Genomic DNA, 21,700 nt, shown 5'->3' with positions numbered 1-21,700 from the left:
AGAAATTTTGCCATAACTTACGCATCGGTAGCCAAAAACCAGGTTTTTTATCGAAATACACGGCTTTTAGCCATTTATCCCGGTTGAAAAACCCGGTTTCTTTGGTAAGGAGTGCCTAAGTTCCGCATAGTTTTCCCTGAAATATTCCCCCTCTAAATTGCTAATTAATTAATGAATCAAGCAACGGGTGTCATCTTCTGTCTTGCATACATTTTGGGATTGATTTCTACAGCGGTTCCTTGGGGTAGATACGCGATACTTGCTTTGGGAATAGCGGTGGCGATCGCCCTGCCGAAATTGTTGCGAAATTTTACTAAAACTTCTGTCAAAATTACTAAGAAAAGACGCAGCCGACAAAAAGAAAATGCTCTGGAAGAACCCTTAGATGCGAGGGAAGAGTTGAGTTTGTTGGAGATGCTGCCGAGAGCGAAATGGGTGTGGGCAGTTGCGGGTTTGCTGGCATTTCTAGCTAGTGTTTATTTTGCAGTTCGATCGCCCCAACCGGCAATAGATGACATCAGCAAACTGATTCCGGCTGGCGGGAACACTCAAGAAGTGGCAGTGACAGTTCGCGGTAGAGTTGTCAGTACGCCTCGATTGACTCGATCGGGACGATCGCAATTTTGGCTAGAAACAGATTTAGTTAGCGAAATCAACGGCGGCGAGGGAGGAGCAGTTGTCAACCGCCCAGTATCCGGCAAACTCTACGTTACACTGCCTCTGCTGCAAGCAACGGGTTTGTACGCCGACAATACGATCGCAGTTGTGGGCTCCTTGTACAAACCGCAGCCACCGTCGAATCCAGGGGCTTTTAATTTTCAAGCATATTTAGCCAGAGAAGGGGCTTTTGTAGGGCTCAAAGGCCGTCAAATCGACTGGAGGAGAGAAAATGCGATCGCCGATGTAAATCGAGTTAACAGCCAAACGGCTGCTTTCTTGGAGCCCAGCGGGATGCAGCCATCGAAAATTCAAGCGATGCGGCAGCGGATCGTGCGATCGCAACTATCGCAGTTAAATGTTCCCGAAGGGCCCTTAATCAGTGCGATCGCCCTCGGCAAACAAGCAGTAGATTTACCTTACAACATCCGCGACTATTTTGTGCAGGCTGGATTAGCCCACGCGATCGCAGCTTCCGGCACTCAAGTTTCGATGGTTTTGGCTTTAGTTCTAGCTTTAACCAGGCGTTTTTCCAAACAATTACAATTTAGCTTTGGCGTCGGTGCTTTATTTTTGCTTGTGGGGCTAACTGGCTTTGAACCATCAGTATGCCGCGCCGCTTTGATGGGATTTGGAACACTATTTGCTTTGGTGCTGAGCCGCCAAGTTAAGCCGCTGGGATTGCTGTTAATCGCTGCTACTATTTTATTGCTGGTTAACCCTTTGTGGATTTGGGATTTAGGTTTTCAACTGAGTTTTTTGGCGACTTTGGGGTTAATCGTGACCACGCCGCCACTGATGGCAAAGTTGGACTGGATGCCACCCGCGATCGCTTCGATTCTTGTGGTTCCGATCGCCGCTTCAGTTTGGGTATTGCCGCTGTTACTTTACGTTTTTAGTGTGGTATCACCTTACAGCATTTTAGTCAATATTATTGCGGCTCCTTTGCTGTGGATTTTGAGTATTGGGGGGATGGTTAGCGCTTTAGCTGGATTGATTTTTCCGCCCGCTGGCAGTGTTTTAGCACAACTGCTGGACTATCCGGCAAAGGGGTTAATTGCGATCGCCCAATATTTCTCGCAATTACCCGGTAATTCGGTAGCTGTCGGTCAAGTATCGGTATTTCAGCTAATCGCGCTTTACAGTTTAATTTGCTGGGTTTGGATTGGGGGAAGAAAGAAGAAGGAAGAAGGAAGAAGGAAGAAGGAAGAAGGAAGAAGGAAGAAGGAAGAAGGAAGAAGGAAGAAGGAAGAAGGAAGAAAGTAGAGTTGTGTCGCTGCCGAGTTTTTCATCTGCTTGGATTTTGCCGCTGGCGCTGGTGGCGGGAATAAGTATCATAGTTTTGCCAGCTTGGCACGTTCAATCCTCTTTATTTCAAGTTACTTTGCTGGCGACATCTGGCGAACCAGTGTTAGTAATTCAAGATAGGGGAAAAGTGGCGCTAATTAATAGCGGTGATGAAAATACCGTAAGGTTTACAGTGTTGCCTTTTTTGCAGCAGCAAGGAGTTAATTCTGTTAATTTTGCGATCGCCTCTCACGGTCATTTAGGTTTGAGCGGTGGTTGGGGAAAATTACTAGAACGCTTGCCAATTAAAACATTTTATGATAACAACGCTCCCAAACAAATTCACCGTGGCAACAATCAGGAATTTATGACGGCTGTGCAATCTCGCCAAGGCGTTTACTTTCCTTTAGAAACTAACAGTACAGTTGATCTGGGTTCGACGCGGTTGCAGTTCGTGAATGCGGAGATTCCGGTGGTAGAATTCCTGGTGGGAAATCGAACTTGGTTGCTCGTCGGTGAAATGACACCGGAAGTGCAAAAAAAATTGGCAGCAACGGGAACCTTGAAGCCGGCTCAAGTGCTGTGGTGGTCAGGAAAAGCCCTGACGGCTGAGTTATTAAGCGCAGTGGGGCCACAAGTGGCGATCGCCTCTGCTAACGAAATAGACCCAGAAACCGCAGCCCAACTGCGCCAAAGCAAAGCCCAGATATTCTGGACAGGCCGCGACGGAGCCCTCCAGTGGACTCCAGCAGGGGGATTTAAGACCACTCTGGAATCTGAAGAAAATCAAACTTCTTTTTTATAAAGATTTACAATCTGGCACACTGTGCGGTAAAATACTTTTAGCTCACATCTCAAATCAATTGGAGAGGTGGCAGAGCGGTTGAATGCGGTAGACTCGAAATCTACTTTAGGGGTAACTCTAACGTGGGTTCAAATCCCACCCTCTCCGTACATTCCTTACTCCACAAGGCTTTGATGCTATCCGCTTCTTTAGCCCAATGTGCAGTTTTATAGGCAGTGGTATATATGAGTGGTATATAAACCACTTCGGTATATACCACTTTTTGCTTTAACTCCACCCCATCAAGCGGGCGATCGGTCAAGACAAAAGTATTTCTAAAATTGCCTCGAAATCTATTTTAAAAGCAACTCTAACGTGGGTTCAAATCCCACCCTCTTCGTACATCTCAGCGTCAAGCGCGCACCTTATTAACCTAGGGTGCGCGCACCTGATTATATTATGAAATTTAACTCCACAATCTGAGTAGCATAATAGCTGCTTTCATTTCGGTAAGGTAGAGGCTGAAAATCTCAAGGGAATTCTTAACTCAAAACCGGGCACAAAAAAAGGGAAGAGAGTTGGTAAAGCAGGCGGTTGCAAACCGCTGTCTCAATCACGAATAAGGTGCGGGCGGAGGATGGGGGAATTAGTCTAGATTCTTTGTTTCCCTAGTCCCGAGTCGCTAGCTCCTAGCACGAAAACCCCTAGCCTGTTGCTCGTTCCCCGTGCCCAGTTTCCTGTTTCTTCTAATAACGTGTCTTGTAATTGCGAGGCAGCACTAATTGCGCTAAAGACCTACTACGAAATGCTCACGCCGGAATAGAAATCACAAACTCCGAACCCTGGTTCAAAGAAGAATTCACCACTAATGTACCTCCATGTTTTTCCACAACAATTTGATGGGCTATCGACAATCCTAATCCTGTTCCTTGACCTACAGACTTGGTGGTGAATAAGTGGTTAAAGATGTTTTCCTGGACTTCTGCCGACATCCCCACTCCATTATCCTTAATGCGTATCAAAACCTGATTGTTGGATTCGCTCAGAGCAGTTTGAACCGTAATTTGATTAGGTAGGGCTTTAATTTCACTAAAACTCCGCCCCTTATTGGACTCCTCCAGAGCGTCAATGGCATTAGCCAGCACATTCATAAATACCTGGTTTAACTGTCCGGGAAAGCATTTCACTAGGGGTAAGTTACCATACTCTCTCACAACTTCAATGGCAGGGCGGAACTCGCTGGCTTTTAAACGGTGCTTGAGAATTAGCAGAGTGCTTTCAAGTCCATCGTGAATATTGAAAGCAACTGGTCGATCGCTATCTGCTCTGGAAAACGTTCTCAGACTCGTACTGATATTGCGGATGCGCTCGACTCCTTCCTGCATTGAGCCAATCAATTTGGGCAAATCTTCTCGCAAATACTCTAAGTCCATATCCTCAATTTCTGCTTCAATTTCCACTCCCGGATTGGGAAATTTTTCTTGATACAAATCAATCAAATTGAATAAATCCCCCACGTATTCTTGAGCAGGTTGCAAGTTGCCGGCGATAAAGCCTACGGGATTGTTAATTTCGTGGGCTACACCTGCGACTAAATTTCCCAGAGCCGACATTTTCTCACCCTGTACCAATTGCAACTGCATCTGTTTGAGATCGCTGAGATAAAGCTCTAGTTTTTGGGCATATTCCTGGGATTGTTGATACAGTCGGGCGTTTTGTAAGGAAATTGCTGCTTGCGAGCACAGGATGTTGAGGATGGCGACGCGATCGCTCGTGAATGCCCCTGTTGCTAAATTATTTTCCAAATACAAAATCCCCATCATTTTCCCTCGCTCGCTGATCGGAGTGCACAGCAGGCTTTGAGGTTGGTGGTGGATTATGTAGGGGTCAGATGCAAATCTTGGTTGATTGCTAGCATCATCAAAAATCAGGGTTTCCTTTGTACGTTTGACGTAGTTGATCAGGGTCAGAGGAATTACTTCGCTCTCCTCAACCGGCATTGATTGCAGAAGGCAGTCTTGACGGTTGGTGCAGTGGACGTTTATCCTCCAGTTTCCCTCTTCATTCAAAATTAATGCTCCGGTTTGTGCTCCGGCATTCTTTACCACCACTTGCATGAGGGTAGTGAGCAATTGATCGAGTTTAATTTCGCTCGATAGAGCTTGAGAAGCTTTGATTACTGTCGGCAAATCTACTAAGCCCCAACTGCTAGTGCTACCGATAATTGTTCTATTCGTGTTAGATACGGATGATTCACTGCTGGATGTGTGAGTTGTTTCGGTCGGATTCTGCCGAGTTCGCTCCTGTTGCAGGATCACAGCAAGCAATTGGGGATAACGCTGTTCTAAATGGTCAATCTTTACTTTTGCTCCCCAACGAGCGTAAGCATAGTAAGCATCAATTAAATAAGGTTTTGCCAGTTTTTCTTTACCCCATTCTAAATAGAATTTAGCAGCGAGTTCGTGAGCTAGAGCTTCCTCGTTGAGGTATTCGTTTTCTTTGGCGAGGGCGATCGCCTTGTCGTACATCTCAAGCGCTTCTATTTTTTGGTTTAAAACCCGATGCCGTTCTGCCTCTACTAGATAGAATTTATGGAGATGATTCATGGGGGCATGATGCGCCCATTTCTGGATTTTTTCTTGATTAGCTTGTACTCTGTCAAGAACTTCCTGTTGCTCAGACTCTGGAGTATCAGAATACACCGCCAACCTCACTAGAGAATCGTAGAAATAGAAGATGGCAACAGTTATCTGCCCTGAAGCTGCGCTCAAATAACTTTCTATTTGAGCCATATTTTTCAAAGCCTCTGGGTAATTTTCAAACAAATAACAAAGCACAAGTTTGTGCAAGTATAAGTAATGAATTCCCAGGTAGTTATTGGTTCGATGATACAGTTGCAACATTGTCTCTTCGTCGTAGGCTTCTCCCTTTAAATGGCATGGGTCTTGCGCTCTTCCTATCAAGTTCAAAACGGCTTGCCAACAAATTTTCAGATAAGAAAGTGCTGCTTCCTGGTGAATTTTACTAACGGCATCTGCGTAGCTTGCTATCTCTCGTTCGAGTTGCGTTAGTTGCTTGCCAATAAAATACGAATAATAACTGTATTCATAGATAGCATAGCCAGCAAATTCTAACTCTCCAGTTTCCAGCCCACAAAAATAATCTGACAGCAAAGGTTCTAAGGTGTTTCTGAGGTGTTCTTTCCAAGGTTGAATACCAGAATGCACCATTGCGGATGTCTTCGCTTGAATTTCTGTGGCATTTAATTTTGACACGAGACGTAAAGCAAGTTCGCCTAATTGATAGCCCCGCTCAATATCTCCCATGCCACAGAGAAGAAAACTATATATGGCAAAAGCATAGGGAGACAAAGAAGCATTGCCATATTGGACAGATAAGTTGACCTGTTTGCAAATTACCAAAGGCGCGAGTGGCGGCAGCGCTACGTAGGCAGGAGAAAATAGGCTTGACAGAATCGTTATAGTTGCTAGTTGTTGAGGATCTGTCATCAGAGGGAGATCGATTAAGTCCTCAGTTCCCTTTCCGCTCAAAATTGACGCGGTTTCTCCTAGTGCCTGTCCAATATCAGAGAAATTTGGCTCGGAGGGAAACTCTACCCCCAACTGCTGTAAGACTGGCAACCCTGTATTCAGGGCTTCCTGTAGCTTATTTTGCGCCATATAAGCTTCTATTCGTACTTCATATACTTTCACTTTGTCCAGTAGCGTTTTGGCGCAGCTTTCCACGAGTGATGCTAATGTCTCCATCCGGTCAAAGTCACCGCTTAGATATGCCGCTTCTGCTGCTTCGATATGCAGCGCTAATGTTAGTTCGTATTGATTCTCCCAACTATTTACAGCCAGTAATTCTGTGCCAATATTTAAATATTCAACCGCAGCAGAATAGGCAGTAGCAGCTTTAGCTTTCTTTCCGGCAACCAGATTTAACCGTGCTAATTGCTCCCTATCTAGCTCGTGGGTAATTAGATTTACTCCCACATTCAAGTGGTTGACAATATCAAACATTCTTTCTTCTCTATCGGCTTCGGGCGTATTCTTTAACAGCAGTTGACCGATTTTTAAGTGAGTAGAGCGCTTTTGATCTTCAGGAATGAGGGAATAGGCTGCTTGTTGGACGCGATCGTGGAAAAATTTGTATTTAACTAATTGGTCATTGTTAACTGGTGATTGCTCGGATTCTTCTCCAGTGATTGATTTTGATAAACTGTTACCACATTCTTGATAAAATTTATAAACATCGCTAACTGGTAAAATCAACCCTTCTTGCAATGCTTTCCACAAAGCTGTTGCTGTTTCTGTTGGTGAATTTTCATCAACAATTGCTAATGTAGCCAAATCGAACTGATTGCCAATACAAGCAGCTAACTTTAAAACTTCCTGTGTCCGGGCTGGCAGCTTTCGCAACTGAAGTGCCATGAATTCTAGTACATCATCCGTTAGAGCCAAGGTTCGGACTCTAGCAATATCGCACTGCCAATACCGAGCTGCAAAATTAAATTCAATTATCCCATCTTCATGCAAAGATTTGAGGAATTGTGTGCTAAAAAATGGATTGCCTTTGGTTTTCTGATAAACGAGTTCTGTCAAAGGCTGAGCCAACGCTGTAGAACAAGCTAAGGTCTCGGCAATCAGACAATTCAAATGGAAGCGCTCAAGCGGATCTAGAGTAATGGTGTTTACCGTAGCTCCGGTTGTTTGAATGTCGGCTAATGTCACCATCAAAGGGTGTGCAGGAAAAACTTCGTTATCTCGATACGCTCCAATTAAAAAGAGATAGCGCCGTGAGCGATCGCTCATCAGGAGTTGAATTAACTTCAATGAGGCTGAGTCTACCCATTGCAAGTCGTCTAAGAAAATAACGAGGGGATGTTCTTTAGTGGCAAAGATAGAGATGAAGTTCTCGAATAACCGATTGAAGCGATTTTGGGCAGCACTGGCGACGAGTTCTGGTGCCGGGGGTGGCGAGCCAATAATCCGCTCTAGTTCGGGAATTACCTCAACGATTACCTGAGCATTCTCGCCCAATGCTGCCAGGATTTGAGTCTTCCACTCCTCAACTTTAGCATCGCTTTCCGAGAGCAATTGTCCCATTAAATCGCGAAAAGCTTGTACAAAAGCTGAGAATGGCTGGCTGCGCGCAAATTGGTCGAATTTGCCTTTGATGAAGTAGCCACGCTGTCTCACAATTGGTTTGTGAACTTCGTTGACAACAGCGGTTTTACCAATGCCGGAGAAACCCGCAACGAGAATCATTTCGGTGCTGCCGGCACTCACGCGCTCGAAGGCCGATAGCAGGGAGAATACTTCGGTTTCTCTACCGTATAATTTTTCTGGGATGATGAAGCGATCGCACAAATCTCGCTCCCCTATTTTAAAGTTAGTTAGCCTCCCTGTTTCTTTCCACTGGAATAAACACGTTTCCAAATCAAACTTGAGTCCTAGGGCGCTTTGATAGCGAGCTTCAGCATTCTTTGCCATCAGTTTGCCGACAATCTCAGACAGCACCAATGGAACGCTATGGTTTACACTTGATGCTGGGAGGGGCTGTTTGGCGAGGTGGCAGTGTACCAAATCCATTGGATCGTCTGTTTGGAATGGTAACTTTCCTGTTAGTAATTCGTAGAATGTGACTCCCAGCGAGTAGAAATCTGTGCGGTAATCAATACCTCGGTTCATTCGCCCAGTTTGTTCGGGAGATATGTAAGGTAAGGTGCCTTCGAGCACGTTGGGATTTTGAATTTCTTGGGTTTCGCGCGGTAGTAGGGAAGCGATGCTGAAGTCAATCAGCTTGACTTGTTTGCTGGTGGGGTTAATCAGAATGTTGGCAGGTTTGAGGTCTTTATGGATGACGTGGTGGCGATAAAGTCCGTCGAGGGAGTTGGCGATTTGAATCGCAATAGGCAGAAACTCGCTAACGGGCAAGCCTTTTAGGGGTTCCTGGCTAGCTTCTGCTAGACTAGCGAGGTAGCTACATAAAGAAATTCCGCCAAAGTCTTCCATCACCAGAGCATAGTGGTTATGGTAAGTCTCCAGGCTGTATGCCTTGACACTGCCGGGGATCTCTAAGTTTTTAGCAATGACGTACTGGTTGCGGAAGTGAACCAGCTCGTTGAAGCGAGGAAAGTCATTTCGCAGCAGTTTGATCACTACGGGTTGCCCATTTGAACACCGAAGGCCGCGATACACTAGAGTTCGAGTGCCTGCGTATATTTGTTCGTTAATGTGATATCCTAGAAAAAGATTTTTTATGCTAACCATATCTACGTATTCCTACTGCTTCTGTAAAGTCTGAAGCTTCTGAGAGTTACTATCTACTATTTTCGCTCGCTCTACTCTGGTATTCAGTGAATTACATTTTTCTTAATATACTTTGTGGCTCAAATTATGAAAACACGAGTTTAAAAAAATAGTTGAAGTTTTCATGGAAGAGCGAGCTGTTGATACTTGAGTTAAAACTAAGTAGAAAATGAAAGAGGCTAAGGCTGATTGAAGAACAGCAGTTGATAGAAGAGGAATTTAAGAGGCTAATCAGCTACTTCAGAGTATTTTTGACACCGATGCTTGCTTGTCTGCGATCGCCTATTAAATTTCAAGTCTAGTTTAGGTTATAATTTAATGTCATTAGTACAATTATGGCGGAGCATGATTAAGTCTCCCCCAGAATAAATTGAGTTTTGACGTCAGATTTGGGATAACTTGGGATTCCAGGAATCGCCAGCCGAATTATTTGTCCAGATGCCACAACAAGCTGCCCCACTCTAATAAGTGAATCAGGCATTAAATGCCGAAGTTCAGAAGTAGACTATGGAACTAGCCCAAGTTAATTATATTTGACCACTCACATACTTACAATTACGAATTACCCATTACCCCTGTGATTTTTTTAGTTCCAATACCTGCGCCAGTGAAACAAATTCTCCCATAAATTGCGCGAAAAAGTATTGCTGCCCAAACGCTGCGACTCCCAAACAGCAGCAGTTTGACCGTTAATTGCCGAAAAACTCGACCAAATATAAGGAAGTTGGGCGATCGCCTCAACCTTCATCCCGTGACGCACAGCCAAAGCGATCGTGTGAATCAACTCAGCAGCTTGCGGCCCGACAATACTCGCTCCCAACATCTCCCCGTTGCGACGCCCGACAATCTTACAAAAACCAGTGGTATCCCCCGACATTTGAGCTCTTTCAACATTCTTGAAATATTCCCTACAAACAATTAGATCATCTCCAAAACGGCGCCTTGCTTGCGCTTCAGTCAAGCCAACCCTCGCCAATTGCGGGTCAGAAAAAATCGCCCAAGGAATCCCGCGATAATCTATTTGAAACATTGGCAAAAACAAAGCATTTTTCACAGCAACGGCAGCTTCGTAATTAGCGATGTGAGGGAACGGATAACCCCCAGCAACATCGCCGATCGCGTAAATGCGATGATTAGTTGTTTGCAGCTTTTCATTTAAAATCACGCCCCGATCGCTGAATTTAACCTTAGCCTCTTCGAGATTTAATGAGGAAAAATTGTGTCCTCTACCGGCGGCCAGAAAAATCTCCTCAGCTTCGATCGCCCTTGGCCCAGCTTGAATCCACTTTTTACCATCAATCACCCTCGCTTGAGTCACCTCAGTAGCAGTCAGAATCCGCACTCCTTCAGCTTCCATTGCAGCTTGAACCAACCCAGCAGCCTCTCGGTCTTCTTTAGCCAAAATGTGCGAACTTTTCACTACCAAAGTGACAGCAACCCCCAGCCGAGCAAAAGTCTGAGCCACTTCGACACCGCTGGGATCTGCGCCAATTACAGCCAAACTTTTAGGCAACTGGGGAAGTTTTGCTAATTCCCCAACAGTTTCCGAAGTAAAAAAGCCAGCAGACGAAAGTCCTTCAATATTGGGAATCGCCGGCAGAGTTGGACAAGCTAGCAAATAACAAAGCGATCGCAATTTTCGCTCGCCGACAACAAAAGCCAAATCCGGTTTCGCAACAAACTCGCCGTTGCCAAAAATAACATCGACCCCCCGAGCAGCCAAAAGGCCGAGAGAATCAATTTCTGACAAATTAGAAACAACACCCTCGGCCCACTTGAGAACCCCGTCAAACCCCAATTTGATCGGCATGGAGGAATTGGCGACTTCCCAGCGCACCCCCAACTGCTGGCGGCTGATCTGCTGAGCAAAACGAGCAGCCTCCCTCAAAGTTTGGCTGTATCTCAAACCAAGGTCGATCGAATCTTTCCCCCCAGTCGGCAAATCTTGGGAATTACTTAGCGGTTCCACCAAAGCAACGCGGGCCGGGAAATTAGTTGCAGTCAAAGCAGCATAACGTCCGGCCGGAGTTCCACCAATAATCACTAAATCATAGTCAAGCATAAATAAAGAAGTCAGTAGTCAGTAGTCAGTAGTCAGTAGTCAGTAGTCATTAGTTAGTAAGCTGTTCTGCTTTTAAATTGTCTGTCAAAAAACAATCAAAGTTTTGTGGGGTGGGCGTCCCGCCCGCCTTGAATATGCAATTTAAATGCGCGACAGCTTAGTCATTAGTTAGTAGTTTAGGAGGATCTGCGCGCGGGGTCAGAAACCCGGTTTCTTCCTAGATACTTCGCTGCAAAACCCAAGATTTTTAGCCATCCTAAATCATTTGTGAATTTCTTACTCCCTCCCCTTGATAAGGGGAGGGTTGGGGTGGGGTAAAAAATTTACGACTCCTGCAAGGATTGCTATATCATAGAAACCGGGTTTCTTGGGGATGTCCGCTCAAACGATCAATAAAATCGGTTTGTCAACTTTTATGGGTTGTTAACAGTCAACCGTCAACCGTCAACCGTTAACCGTTAACCGTCAACTAACGAATAACATCCGTAAGTCCAGCAATCAGCCGCAGATTGTCCGCCCTGGAGCGCACAGCTACCCGAAAAAACCGATCGCCCAACTCAGGAAAACTCAAACAATCCCGAATCAAAATGCGGTGTCGTTCCAAGAGACTTTTTTGAATCAAAGAAACCGACATCGACGACTCAACCAACAAGAAATTAGCCGCCCCTGCAAAAGGTTGCAAACCCGGTAAATTAGCCAAACCCTCAAATAGCTCTCGGCGAGCAACAGGCAGCCAATCCCAGGTTTGCCGCTCAAAAACAGTATCTCGCACCACAGCAGCAGCAGCAGCAGCAGCCAAAGCATTCACAGGCCAAGGATCGCGCTGCAACTGCCACCGGCGCAGAATATCGGGATGGGCGATCGCGCAGCCCAACCGCAGTCCCGGCAGAGAATAGAATTTAGTGAGCGATCGTAAAATCACCAAATTCGGAAACTCCTCAACAGCATCGATCAAAGTTTCCTGCTCAGAAGGCGGTAGAAAGTCCATAAAGGCCTCATCCACCACCACCATACCTAACTGCTTCACATAAGGCAAAATCGCCTCCCTAGCAAACAGCAAACCCGTAGGATTGTGCGGGTTGTTCAGTAGCAAACCTCGTCGAGAGGCGGCATCGAGACCAAGAGGAACTGGGATACGAAAAGAAGGGGATACAAGGGAACGGTTAGAAACCGACAAATCATCCGTTACTAACCGGCTTCCTGCCCCAACGTCCAACGATTTCAGATCCAACTCAGATGTGGCACCATTCTCAATTAGTTGTTTAGGAACAGGCATCATGCCTGTTCCACAAGAAAATTCATCTCTTGTGGAATGGGCATCTTGGCCGTTCTTGACAATGGTGCAAGATTTAAGATCCAAAGGAGATTTCAGCACCTGCGCGCCGAAAGCCGAAAGAGCCCGCGAGTAATCGCCAAAAGCCGGAGTCACCAAATAAGTCGCCTCCAGCTTCGACAAATCCCAAGCCGCCCAAGTCAACAATTCCGCCGAACCATTCCCTGGCAAAATCCAATCCCGGTCAACATTCAAAGCCTCACCCAAAGCAGTCCTGAGCTCTCCATAATCCGGGTCTGGGTAAGCCGTCAGACTGCTCAAGTGAGCTTGAATCGCATTCAAGGCCGACTCAGGAGGGCCCAAAGGACTGATACTCGCAGAAAAATCGACAATAGCAGAGGCAGGGCAGCCTGCCAGTGCGGCTGCCCAAGCTAAATTCCCACCGTGTAAAGGTCTAATCAAGACTCAGTTCGCCAGCTATTCTGCGTTTTTCGGCGGTGCAACTCTGTCCTTAAACAACTTCCCTGCGGAAAATGCAGGAACTCTGGTTGCCGGGATTTCCATCTTGTCACCAGTTTTGGGATTGCGACCTTCACGGGCCTTGCGTTCCCGCGACTCAAACGAGCCAAAACCGACCAGCGTCACCTTGTCGCCATCGGAGACAGCTTCCATGATTGCTTCCAGGGCCGCACTCAAAACAGCATCTGCCTGTTTTTTCGTCACGCTAGCCTTTTCCGCCACTGCATCAACCAATTCACCTTTGTTCATTGCGAAGTCCTTCTCGATTTGCAAAATTACGTTAAACAGAGTTAGTTCAACTATTAGCTGTGAGTTATCAACTGGATTGAGGTGTGGATTGGGAGGTTTGGGTGGTTCCCGATTGCTCCCGTCCGCTTCCCCGAATCACAACTCCTGCTGAATACCAATTACCCTAGGGTAATTGGTCAGAGAAGGAATTTTTGTTTCTAACTGCTGAAAACCCCACAGCATCTAATTTTCACTGCATTATTCTAAAGTCTTGCCGACCGTTATGGATCGGTGGAACCTTTAATTTATATGGAACTTGCTAATTTTTGTAATTAATCCCAAAATTTAGGTAAAAAAATACCACCTTGGAGACAAGATTTCTCGCCTCGGTGGATTTCCGATCACAAAAAAATAGAAATAGAAGGAATAAAATGTAATTTGTCAAGGGCTAAAGGAAAAGTTTTTTCCTTCTTCCTTCTTTCTTTCCCCTTTCTTTTCCCCGTGGGCCAGGGCTGTTTCATTCTCCCGAAACCCGCCAGGGGCTGAAGTCCCTGTCTCATAGCTGAAGTCGTCTGAAGACGACTGAAAGAGTGATTTATAGTCGTCTTGCAGAGGACTAATCAGTTCTTTAGTCCTCTTTTAGAGGACTTTAGCTTTGAGGCAGGGGTTTCAACCCCTGTCGGACTGTCGGACTGTCGGACTGTCGGACTCAGGGGAAAGAGCGTGGAAAGTTGACAGCAAGGCATTTTTCCTTCGTTCCTACTGTCTCGGCTGGACGGGCTGACTGCGCTGCAACAGTTGGCGGGCGTCGGGACTGATGTTGTTTTGGTAGCCAAAGTTCGATCGATCGCTATCATCCAAAATCTGCGGAGTCAGCAATACAATCAACTCCGCCCGCTGGTTGGTCTTATTGGTTCTCCTGAACAGCGAACCGATAATCGGCAAATCTCCCAAAATCGGAATCTTGTTCGCTGTAGTCCGTTCTTCGTCTCGGATAATCCCCGAAACAATCAAAGTCTGACCGTCCCGCAGGCGAATTAGCCCGGATTGCAACGAACGCTCGCCCAGCAGAGTGATAGTATTGGTGCTCGGGCCAGTCGAAAGGTTTTGAGTAGTGCCGGGTGTCCTGATAATCGGGTTCACCCGCAGAGAGACAAAACCGTTGTCGTCAATTCGATCAATCGCCACCCCCAACTGCAAACCCGCCCTATCTTTGACTGCCGTCACCGTTGTGGTACTTGTATTTCCGGTAGTCTCGGTGTCGGACGTGATGTTAGTAATCACTTCATCAGTAATATTCACATTCGCCGTTTCTCCTTCTTGAACCACCAGAGTCGGATCGGTCAGGATTTTGGCATTCTGGCTCTGAATAGTTGCCCGCAAAGCCGACAGGAACCTCCTCGGATACTGGAACGCCGGGAACAGGGCGAACTCTGCAATTCCTGAGCCTGTCCTCGATCCCGGCTCGTAATCAGTAATTCCAACTCGCGTAGGGTCATTAGTAACTGGGGCTGTCGGCTGGAGGAACACACCTTTGGCGGGGCCTTCGAGACCTTGACCTGTAAACGGCACGATACGCCGGCCGTTCGCATCGTAGAAAGGCTCCAGGTCTGCTAAAGGGTTGCCGATGATCGGCCTACCGGTCAAGCTCTGATCGAGCTGCGTTGTATTGGGCGGATTGATGCCGCCAAAATTGAGACTTGCCGCCCCATTGTCATTGACAAAGAAATTGTTATTAATTCCGAAAGAGAAACTGCTCCTAGTGTCGTTATTTCCCAACAAGTTGATATCGATCACCTTGACGTTGACAGCGACTTGACGGCGGCGCAAATCTAGCTGTGTCAAGAAAGCCACAGCCATGTCAACTTTGCGCGGGTCTCCCACCAAAGTGATGGAATTGAGCCGAGAATCCGCCAGCACCGACAGTCCCCTCAGCAACAGCGGCCCCGTGCCTTCCCTAGCGCCGATCGCCTTAATGTCAGGTTCCCTAATTTCCACATCCCGCGCCGCATTTCCCTGGCCCACGCTTTGAATCGTCACCCGAGTAATCGGCAGTTGAGTTTCCGCCCCTTGAGCGCTCAAAAAGTTAGCCGCATCCGTAGACCGAACTTGATTGAGCCGCAAAGTCCGAATGATAATATTGCGCGAGTCGATCGGCAAGCTAGTCCCTACAAAAATCGTCCGCCCTTGGCGGTTAGCTTGCAACCCGCTGAGCCGCAGCACGTAATTAAAGACATCTTGCACCGACTCATTTTCGATGTCCAAAGAAATCTTCGGCCCTTCATCTGAGCCGGTGGCTCCCGGCTGACCAGGCACTGCGGGCTGGCCCGGTTGACCAGGGGCCGCACCGCCTGTAAAAGCAATGTTCAAGCCAGCAGCGCGAGCCAGCAGAGCCAAAACGTCGCGGACTGGGGCATCCCGCAATACCAAGCGGGGGATGCGTTCTCCCGAACTCAGTTCAATATTTCCCGCGCCGGGGGCGATGTTAGACACTGCGATATCTCCCAAGGGCGGAGCAACTGCCCGCGGTTGGAAAGGCGCAGCCTGATTTGTCTGGGATTGTATTTCGCTAGGGAGGGGCGGGCGATCGTTCCTGGTAACAGTAACTTCGGGATTTGGCAGCAGCACGCCTGGGTTTTGCGAGGTGCGGACTTGGGGAGCCGGGGAGGGAGCTGTTTGGCTCAGTGGCAGTCCCGGAGGCGGCGGGGGTGGAGTTTGGGCAGACTGTGCTGTACCACCCTGTCCGGCAACGCTAAGGACGATGCTTTGGCCTTGTCCCGGCACAATTTGTCCGTTGGGAACTCCGTTGGTGCCGGCTACCACAACGCGGATGCTGTTAGCCTCTACCTGGCTGATTTCTACTGAAGAAATTCCCGGAGCGGGGTTATCTTGACGGAAGCTGTTGCCTTGTGGCAAGCGGAGCTGGGTGTTGATAATTGTGGCTTGGTAAGTATTGCCGTTATTGATGGCGAAAACTTGCGGGCGATCGCCCTTTTCTGTCGCCAGAACAATATTTACGCCATTATTACCTTGACTTACTTGCACTCCTGTGACCTGAGTCGGCAATGCCAAGACGGGCGCTTGGGCGATCAGAACTCCTGCAACACTGCATAAGAGTCCTCCACTTAACCGTAGATGCTGTTTCACGTTCTCTCCTCCACTACACTTTGTTATTTGTTGTTCGCAGTCTTTTGTCGCTAGCTGCTAAACTGACTAAAATATTCTCGCTTCGAGCCTTTTTAAAGGAAGAAGTTATGCCCTTTTCGATTTTTAATTTTCGATTGGGAATAACAGATGACATAAGGGTTAGAAGCTATCCTACAGCAATCCTCGCATCATTTGTGGATTTCTTACTCCCCCTCTTACAAATGGGAGGGTTGGGGTAGGGGAAAAAAATTACGACTCCTGCAAGGATTGCTATACAGTTCCATTACTTTTTGAAACTGGTATTAGAAGAAATTAGATTTTAGAGCCAATTTTTGATTGCCATCTAAAAAATCTTTTTCTGACCTTCATACTTTTTTGACTTCTACCTTCAATCTTCCCATTTCAAACTTCTGCCTTCTGACTTCTTGTGAAAGAGCCATTTGGGAACAATAGCTAATATCTATCCGCCCAACTACCGCTACTTAGCAGCAGGACTCGGAGCCGGAGTTGGCGGTTTTTCTTCTTGCTTTAACGGCAGCAGCGCGTGCAAGTCAAAAGCAGTTTTAATTTTAGTTGGTGGCTGCTCCACAGGAACTATTTTCCCTTTCAAAAAGTCAACTTCAATTGGCTGATTTGATGCTAGCAATTCAGATTTCAAATTCCTAACTACCAACAGCGACTGCATCAATTCCAAGTTACGCATAAAATTGCGGGTTTGAGCAAAAGTGCCTTCAAACTCTACCTTGAATTTTTTGCGTCTGAGCTTGCCAGCCAGGGACGGCCCGAAGGAGGTATCGGCCAGAATATCAGGGTCTGGAGCTCCCGGCGCGGCGGTTGCTGCCGCTGGGGGCATATCCGGCTCAAACTTGGTAATTTTAGCCTTGAGGTCATCTCCTTGCACGCCGGCGTTGATTCTATTAACCAGTTGGGTCATGTCAAGCAAAAGCGTGTTGGCGCTGGCGTCGCTGGCAAACATTGCCGTCACGTTGGCCCGGCGCTGTTTTGCTTCTTCTTGCTTTGCTTCTGCTTCTGCCTTTTTTTGAATTTGAGTTTGCAATTGCACTTGCGTTTGCTTGCTTTCGCTAAGTTTTTGCTCGAAGTCGCCCTTTTTTTGGAATTCGGGCAGTACGAACTGGTAGCCGAGGCCGCCGGCAATGACGAGGCCGAGAACCGCGATGCCGATTGCTTGGACTTGGGGTGTCAGCTTAATGCCGAATATTTCCTGACCCCCTGTTTCTTCTGCTTTTCCGCTCTGAATAAACTCTGCTGATGTCATGGTTTTTTCACCTCTGGTTTTTGTGGTTCTAGCACTCCTTTTTCTTGAAGTGTTTCTATCCGTATTGCTAGCCCGTCTGCTTGCTTGCTGCGGAGCTCGGGGAGCAACTCGGAGGCCCCCGTCGGGCTGAGCGTGGTTTCAATTTTATATTCCACCACTGGTCGCAGTTTGGGAAGTTCTGGTGGTGCTGCGTTTTGGTTACGCACTTGTAATTGTGCGGGGTTATTTTTTAATGTGGCCGCTATCAGTTTGGTATCGGTGTTAAGGAAGAAAGGAGAGCGCTGAACTAGCAGCATAAAGTCGTTAACTTGAGCAAAGGTACTGGCTATCCCTGAAATTTGTACTTTTGATGCCTGCTGCGGGACGACGGGGGGGGGAGGTGCTGCCGGGGTGGGGCTGGCTGCTGGAGACGGACTTGCCCCTGGGGAGGCAGCGGGAGTTGCTGCGGGGGGTGGGGGTGCTGCTGCAACGGGGGAGGGACTCGGATCGATTTGCTCGATTTTGCCAATTTGCACTCCCGCCGGAGTACGGGCACTGAGGTCTTGCAGCATCGCCGACCAAGGTTTAATTTGCTCGAATACTCCAGCTAATGCTTTGTATTCGGCGGTAACTTGGTCGGTTTCGGCGTTGATGGCTTTGATGGTGTTGGCTTGAGTGTTTAACGTTGCCAGTTCTTGGTCGATGTTTTTTTGATCTTCGGCCAACTTGTTATTTTCGTTAGTCGCCCACCACCAGGCCCCCATGACTGCGGCGTTGAGCCCCAAGGCAAACAGCAGCGCTCCATATATGGGCAGTTGGTCTTTGGCTCCACCGGAACTTTTTTTAGCGGAGCTTTTGGCTGCTGCAACGGGTTTGTAGTCGGGACGGTCGTTGAGAAAATTAATATCTAGGCTGTACATGGCTTCACTCGATTTTATAGCAGAAGGAAGAAGGAAGAAGGCACGAGGTAGAAGGTAGAAGTTAGAAGGAAAAAGTGCTCTACCGCTTATGTTTCAGCAATTAAGAAGATCCTAACAGTCTTGGCTGTTGCTATAGATTTAAATTTGAAATTTTAGATTTTTGACAGAACCCAAGATTGCTGGTACAAGTGAAGGATTTATTTAGGGAAGAAAGAAACAACTTTTTGCCTTCTACTGAAGGAAGGGGCTGCTTCTACCTCAGATATATTCTACCTTTTACCTTCTACCTTCTACCTCCAATATTTTACCTTCTGCTTTCTGCCTTCTTCTTTTGGCAGGGGTTTTTACCTAAAATTCTCAAATCGGTTTTTCTCTCATCTAAAACTGTTAGGTCACATAACCTCCCTTAGTCCTAAACCTAGGGCGACTCCTAAACCTGCTCGCTGTTCTGGGGTAATTTCTTGGCTGATTTCGAGTCCTAGGGTTTCGATGGGATCGACTTGAGATGCGGGCAAGCTTAATCTTTGCATAAAAAATTCGTCTAGTTTGCCGATCGCAGCTCCCGGCCCTGCTAGCAGTAGTTGCGCTACTTCGAGTTCTTCGCTCTGGTTGAGGTAAAAGTCTACTGAGCGACGCAGTTCGTCTGCTAGTTCTCCCAATACTTTAATCATCGCATTTGTGCCGGGATTGGCGTCTCCCGATGCGCCCATGGTATCTGTGACGGGCAGGGTCATGCCTTGCAGTTCGCTGGTGTCTCTGGTTGGCGGTAGGTTCATGGCTTGGTTGAGGGCGGTCTGGATTTGGTAGGTGCCGATCGGGATGGTACGGTTGAACTGAGGTATGCCGTCCACTACTATAGCTAACTCGGTGCTGTCAAATTCTATGGCGGTGAGAACTGCGGCTTCTTGGGAGGAAAATTGTTGCAATTGGTCTTTGAGGGTGCGGATTAGGGCAAAACTGGTTACTTCTAGTACGTCTATAATCAGTCCGGCTTCTTTGAAGGTTTCGATGTATGTATCGGTAACTTCTCTCCGGGTTGCTACTAACACGACTTGCACTTTTTCTACTCCGTCGTCATCTACAAATAGGCCTATTTTTTGATAGTCTACGTCGGCGTCTTCTCTGGGAAACGGCAAGTACAGTCCTGCTTCTGCATTCATGTAATCCCGCAGTTCTTCTTCGTTGAGCTCTGCTGGAACTGGGATGAGGCGGATGACGGCTTCACGGCCAGGAATGGCTGTGGCTACTCGCTTGGCTTTGATTTTGTTTTCGGCGAGGACGGTACGTATTAGTTCTGCCATTCCCGGCGGATCGACTATTTGTCCTTCTTGTATATAGTCTTCTGGAACTTCTATTGAGGCTAGGATGCCTAATTTTAATGCCTGAGCTTTCTTTTCGAGCTGAATGATGTTGATGCGGTCTGGGGCTATTTCGAGCCCGATTCCTGGCTGGCGTTGGGAAAGTAGACCTTTGAAAAAGTTAACCATGTGATTGGGTCGCCGATAATTGCTATTTTTTTCTTTTGTAGTTGGCCAGCCTGATTCAGCGCGCCCGGTGTCGGAGGGTTGGTTTCCAACTGCCGCCAGAGTGCTGTAATCTCGGTATCCCGCCGTAGCTACGCAGCTCCGTCTGTGTTGCGCGATCGCTAGTTCCGATTTTATGCTATCCAATTTACTTGACAATAGCTATTCTGCTGCGAATGTCAATAAATTCCAGCTCGATCGACCGAAAACCTGCCGATTCTGCAGAAAAACCGACTATCTCGCTCGCCGTGCCCAGGTACAAAACTTTGTTACTGACTCATCGCGCTTGATTCGGGCGATTCCCTAGCCTACCCTACGGGGAACGGGAACCCCTGCGGGAAGATAGCTTCGCTTCACGCTTTTTTGTCTAACGGTTCCCATAACTCTCAAATTTTATTCTATGAAACGTAAATCTTGGCAACTGTTTGCTGTTTTTGGGCTGGTGGGACTGCTGCTGGCTGCGGTGGTGAGTTGCAGCAAGCCGGCTGTGAATTCCCAGGCAAATAATACGCAGGAAATCGAGTTCTGGACTATGCAGCTTCAACCTCAGTTTACTGAGTATTTCAACAAGACGATCGCCGGTTTTGAAGCCCAAAATCCGGGGGTGAAGGTGCGCTGGGTGGACGTTCCTTGGTCGGCTATGGAAAGCAAGATTTTGGGGGCTGTTTCTGCGAAAACTGCGCCGGATGTGGTGAACCTGAATCCCGATTTTGCTTCGCTGTTGGCTGGACGCAATGCTTGGCTGGATTTGGATTCTCGAATTCCGCAGCAAGTTCGTGAGCTCTATCTCCCAAATATCTGGAAAGCTAGTGTACTCGACGGCAAGACTTTTGGCATTCCTTGGTATCTCACGACTGGGGTGACAATTTACAATACGGAGTTGTTGAAGAAGGCGGGAATTGCTAAGCCTCCTGCTACTTATGCCGAGTTGGCACAGGTTGCGAAGCAGGTGAAGGAGAAGACTGGTAAGTTTGCTTTTTTTGTGACTTTTGTGCCGGAAGATTCGGCGGAAGTTTTGCAATCTTTCGTGCAAATGGGTGTGCCTTTGGTTGACGCTAAAGGCAAGGCGGCTTTTAATACTGCTAAGGGCAAAGCTGTTTTTCAGTATTGGGTGGATTTGTACAAGAACGGACTTTTGCCGCAGGATGTTTTGGTGCAGGGACATCGTAGGGCGATCGAGCTTTATCAAGCTGGGGAAACTACTTTGTTAGCTTCCGGGCCTCAGTTTTTGAAGGCGATTGCTGAGAATGCTCCGAGTATTGGTGCTGTTTCGGCTGCTGCGCCTCAAATTACAGGGGAAACCGGCAAGAAGACTGTGGCGGTGATGAATTTGGTTGTGCCTCGCGACAGCAAGCGCCCTGATGATGCTGTCAAGTTTGCTTTGTACGTAACTAATTCTCAAAATCAGTTGGCTTTTGCTAAGGCTGCTAATGTTTTGCCTTCTACGGTTGAGGCTTTAAAGGACGATTATTTTAAGAACGTTCCGGCTGATGCTCCTGCAGCCGATCGAGCTCGGGTTGTTAGTGCTTCTGGGTTGAGTTCCGCTGAGCTATTGATTCCGCCTTTGAAGGATGTTAAGAAGCTGCAAAAGGCGATTTATGACAATTTGCAGGCGGCAATGTTGGAGGAAAAGTCGGTAGACCAAGCTGTGGCTGATGCGGCTAAGGCTTGGGATCAAAGGTAGTTTTGAATTTAAGCAGGGGCGGGATTTTTTTTGCTCTCGCCCCT

11 protein-coding genes and 1 tRNA gene are annotated in these 21,700 nt (G+C 47.3%); 4 read left to right on the top strand and 8 right to left on the bottom strand.

Annotated elements, in window-relative coordinates; genetic code table 11:
* The first annotated feature begins 171 nt into the window (after positions 1 to 171).
* From QUA07_RS16930 to QUA07_RS16920, 3 genes are all read left to right on the top strand, one after another.
* Complete coding sequence (locus QUA07_RS16930; protein WP_333327046.1) at positions 172 to 1,923, top strand: ComEC/Rec2 family competence protein; 1,752 nt, start codon at positions 172 to 174, stop codon at positions 1,921 to 1,923.
* The gene (locus QUA07_RS16925) at positions 1,823 to 2,749 is read left to right on the top strand and encodes a hypothetical protein (protein WP_333327044.1); all 927 of its coding nucleotides are present in this window, start codon (positions 1,823 to 1,825) and stop codon (positions 2,747 to 2,749) included. The genes QUA07_RS16930 and QUA07_RS16925 overlap by 101 nt, the downstream gene beginning before the upstream one ends.
* A 60-nt stretch (positions 2,750 to 2,809) precedes the next feature.
* Positions 2,810 to 2,896: transfer RNA gene (locus tag QUA07_RS16920), tRNA-Ser, on the top strand.
* A gap of 641 nt (positions 2,897 to 3,537) precedes the next feature.
* Here QUA07_RS16920 and QUA07_RS16915 read toward each other — a convergent pair.
* The 8 genes from QUA07_RS16915 to pilM form a co-directional block, all read right to left on the bottom strand.
* On the bottom strand, positions 3,538 to 9,006 hold the full coding sequence (locus QUA07_RS16915) for an AAA family ATPase (RefSeq protein ID WP_333327042.1): 5,469 nt from the start codon (positions 9,004 to 9,006) through the stop codon (positions 3,538 to 3,540).
* Between the two features lie 625 nt (positions 9,007 to 9,631).
* Entirely contained in the window at positions 9,632 to 11,107 is a 1,476-nt protein-coding gene (locus QUA07_RS16910; protein WP_333327040.1) for an NAD(P)/FAD-dependent oxidoreductase, read from the bottom strand.
* Positions 11,108 to 11,576: 469 nt separating this feature from the next.
* On the bottom strand, positions 11,577 to 12,842 hold the full coding sequence (locus QUA07_RS16905) for a threonine-phosphate decarboxylase (RefSeq protein WP_333327038.1): 1,266 nt from the start codon (positions 12,840 to 12,842) through the stop codon (positions 11,577 to 11,579).
* 15 nt (positions 12,843 to 12,857) lie between these two features.
* Positions 12,858 to 13,148, bottom strand: coding sequence for an HU family DNA-binding protein (locus QUA07_RS16900; protein WP_006634837.1), 291 nt, complete (start codon positions 13,146 to 13,148; stop codon positions 12,858 to 12,860).
* A gap of 738 nt (positions 13,149 to 13,886) precedes the next feature.
* Positions 13,887 to 16,274, bottom strand: a complete 2,388-nt coding sequence (locus tag QUA07_RS16895) for an AMIN domain-containing protein (RefSeq protein ID WP_333327036.1) — start codon at positions 16,272 to 16,274, stop codon at positions 13,887 to 13,889.
* 478 nt (positions 16,275 to 16,752) lie between these two features.
* Positions 16,753 to 17,550 carry a pilus assembly protein PilO gene (locus QUA07_RS16890; RefSeq protein WP_333327034.1) on the bottom strand — a complete coding sequence of 266 codons (798 nt, stop codon included), beginning with the start codon at positions 17,548 to 17,550 and terminating at the stop codon, positions 16,753 to 16,755.
* Positions 17,547 to 18,449, bottom strand: a complete 903-nt coding sequence (locus QUA07_RS16885; protein WP_333327032.1) for a PilN domain-containing protein — start codon at positions 18,447 to 18,449, stop codon at positions 17,547 to 17,549. Before QUA07_RS16885 ends, QUA07_RS16890 begins: the two co-directional genes overlap by 4 nt.
* 392 nt (positions 18,450 to 18,841) lie before the next feature.
* The gene (gene pilM / locus QUA07_RS16880; RefSeq protein ID WP_333327141.1) at positions 18,842 to 19,936 is read right to left on the bottom strand and encodes a type IV pilus assembly protein PilM; all 1,095 of its coding nucleotides are present in this window, start codon (positions 19,934 to 19,936) and stop codon (positions 18,842 to 18,844) included.
* A 436-nt stretch (positions 19,937 to 20,372) separates the two neighbouring features.
* Between pilM and QUA07_RS16875 the strand changes: the two genes are divergently transcribed.
* Complete coding sequence (locus QUA07_RS16875; RefSeq protein ID WP_333327030.1) at positions 20,373 to 21,656, top strand: sugar ABC transporter substrate-binding protein; 1,284 nt, start codon at positions 20,373 to 20,375, stop codon at positions 21,654 to 21,656.
* Positions 21,657 to 21,700: the final 44 nt, after the last annotated feature.

The organism is Microcoleus sp. T3_A4, assembly GCF_036700465.1.
Taxonomy (GTDB): Bacteria; Cyanobacteriota; Cyanobacteriia; order Cyanobacteriales; family Microcoleaceae; genus Microcoleus.
The sequence above is the reverse complement of the archived record's forward strand: the minus strand, read 5'-3'. Positions and strand labels throughout refer to the sequence as shown.

Bases quoted from the DNA above. Each gene is read 5' to 3' on its own strand.
- QUA07_RS16930 (WP_333327046.1), top strand. From the start codon at position 172: ATGAATCAAGCAACGGGTGTCATCTTCTGTCTTGCATACATTTTGGGA.
- QUA07_RS16915 (WP_333327042.1), bottom strand. From the start codon at position 9,006: ATGGTTAGCATAAAAAATCTTTTTCTAGGATATCACATTAACGAACAA.
- QUA07_RS16910 (WP_333327040.1), bottom strand. From the start codon at position 11,107: ATGCTTGACTATGATTTAGTGATTATTGGTGGAACTCCGGCCGGACGT.
- QUA07_RS16900 (WP_006634837.1), bottom strand. From the start codon at position 13,148: ATGAACAAAGGTGAATTGGTTGATGCAGTGGCGGAAAAGGCTAGCGTG.
- QUA07_RS16890 (WP_333327034.1), bottom strand. From the start codon at position 17,550: ATGACATCAGCAGAGTTTATTCAGAGCGGAAAAGCAGAAGAAACAGGG.
- QUA07_RS16885 (WP_333327032.1), bottom strand. From the start codon at position 18,449: ATGTACAGCCTAGATATTAATTTTCTCAACGACCGTCCCGACTACAAA.
- pilM (WP_333327141.1), bottom strand. From the start codon at position 19,936: ATGGTTAACTTTTTCAAAGGTCTACTTTCCCAACGCCAGCCAGGAATC.
- QUA07_RS16875 (WP_333327030.1), top strand. From the start codon at position 20,373: ATGAAACGTAAATCTTGGCAACTGTTTGCTGTTTTTGGGCTGGTGGGA.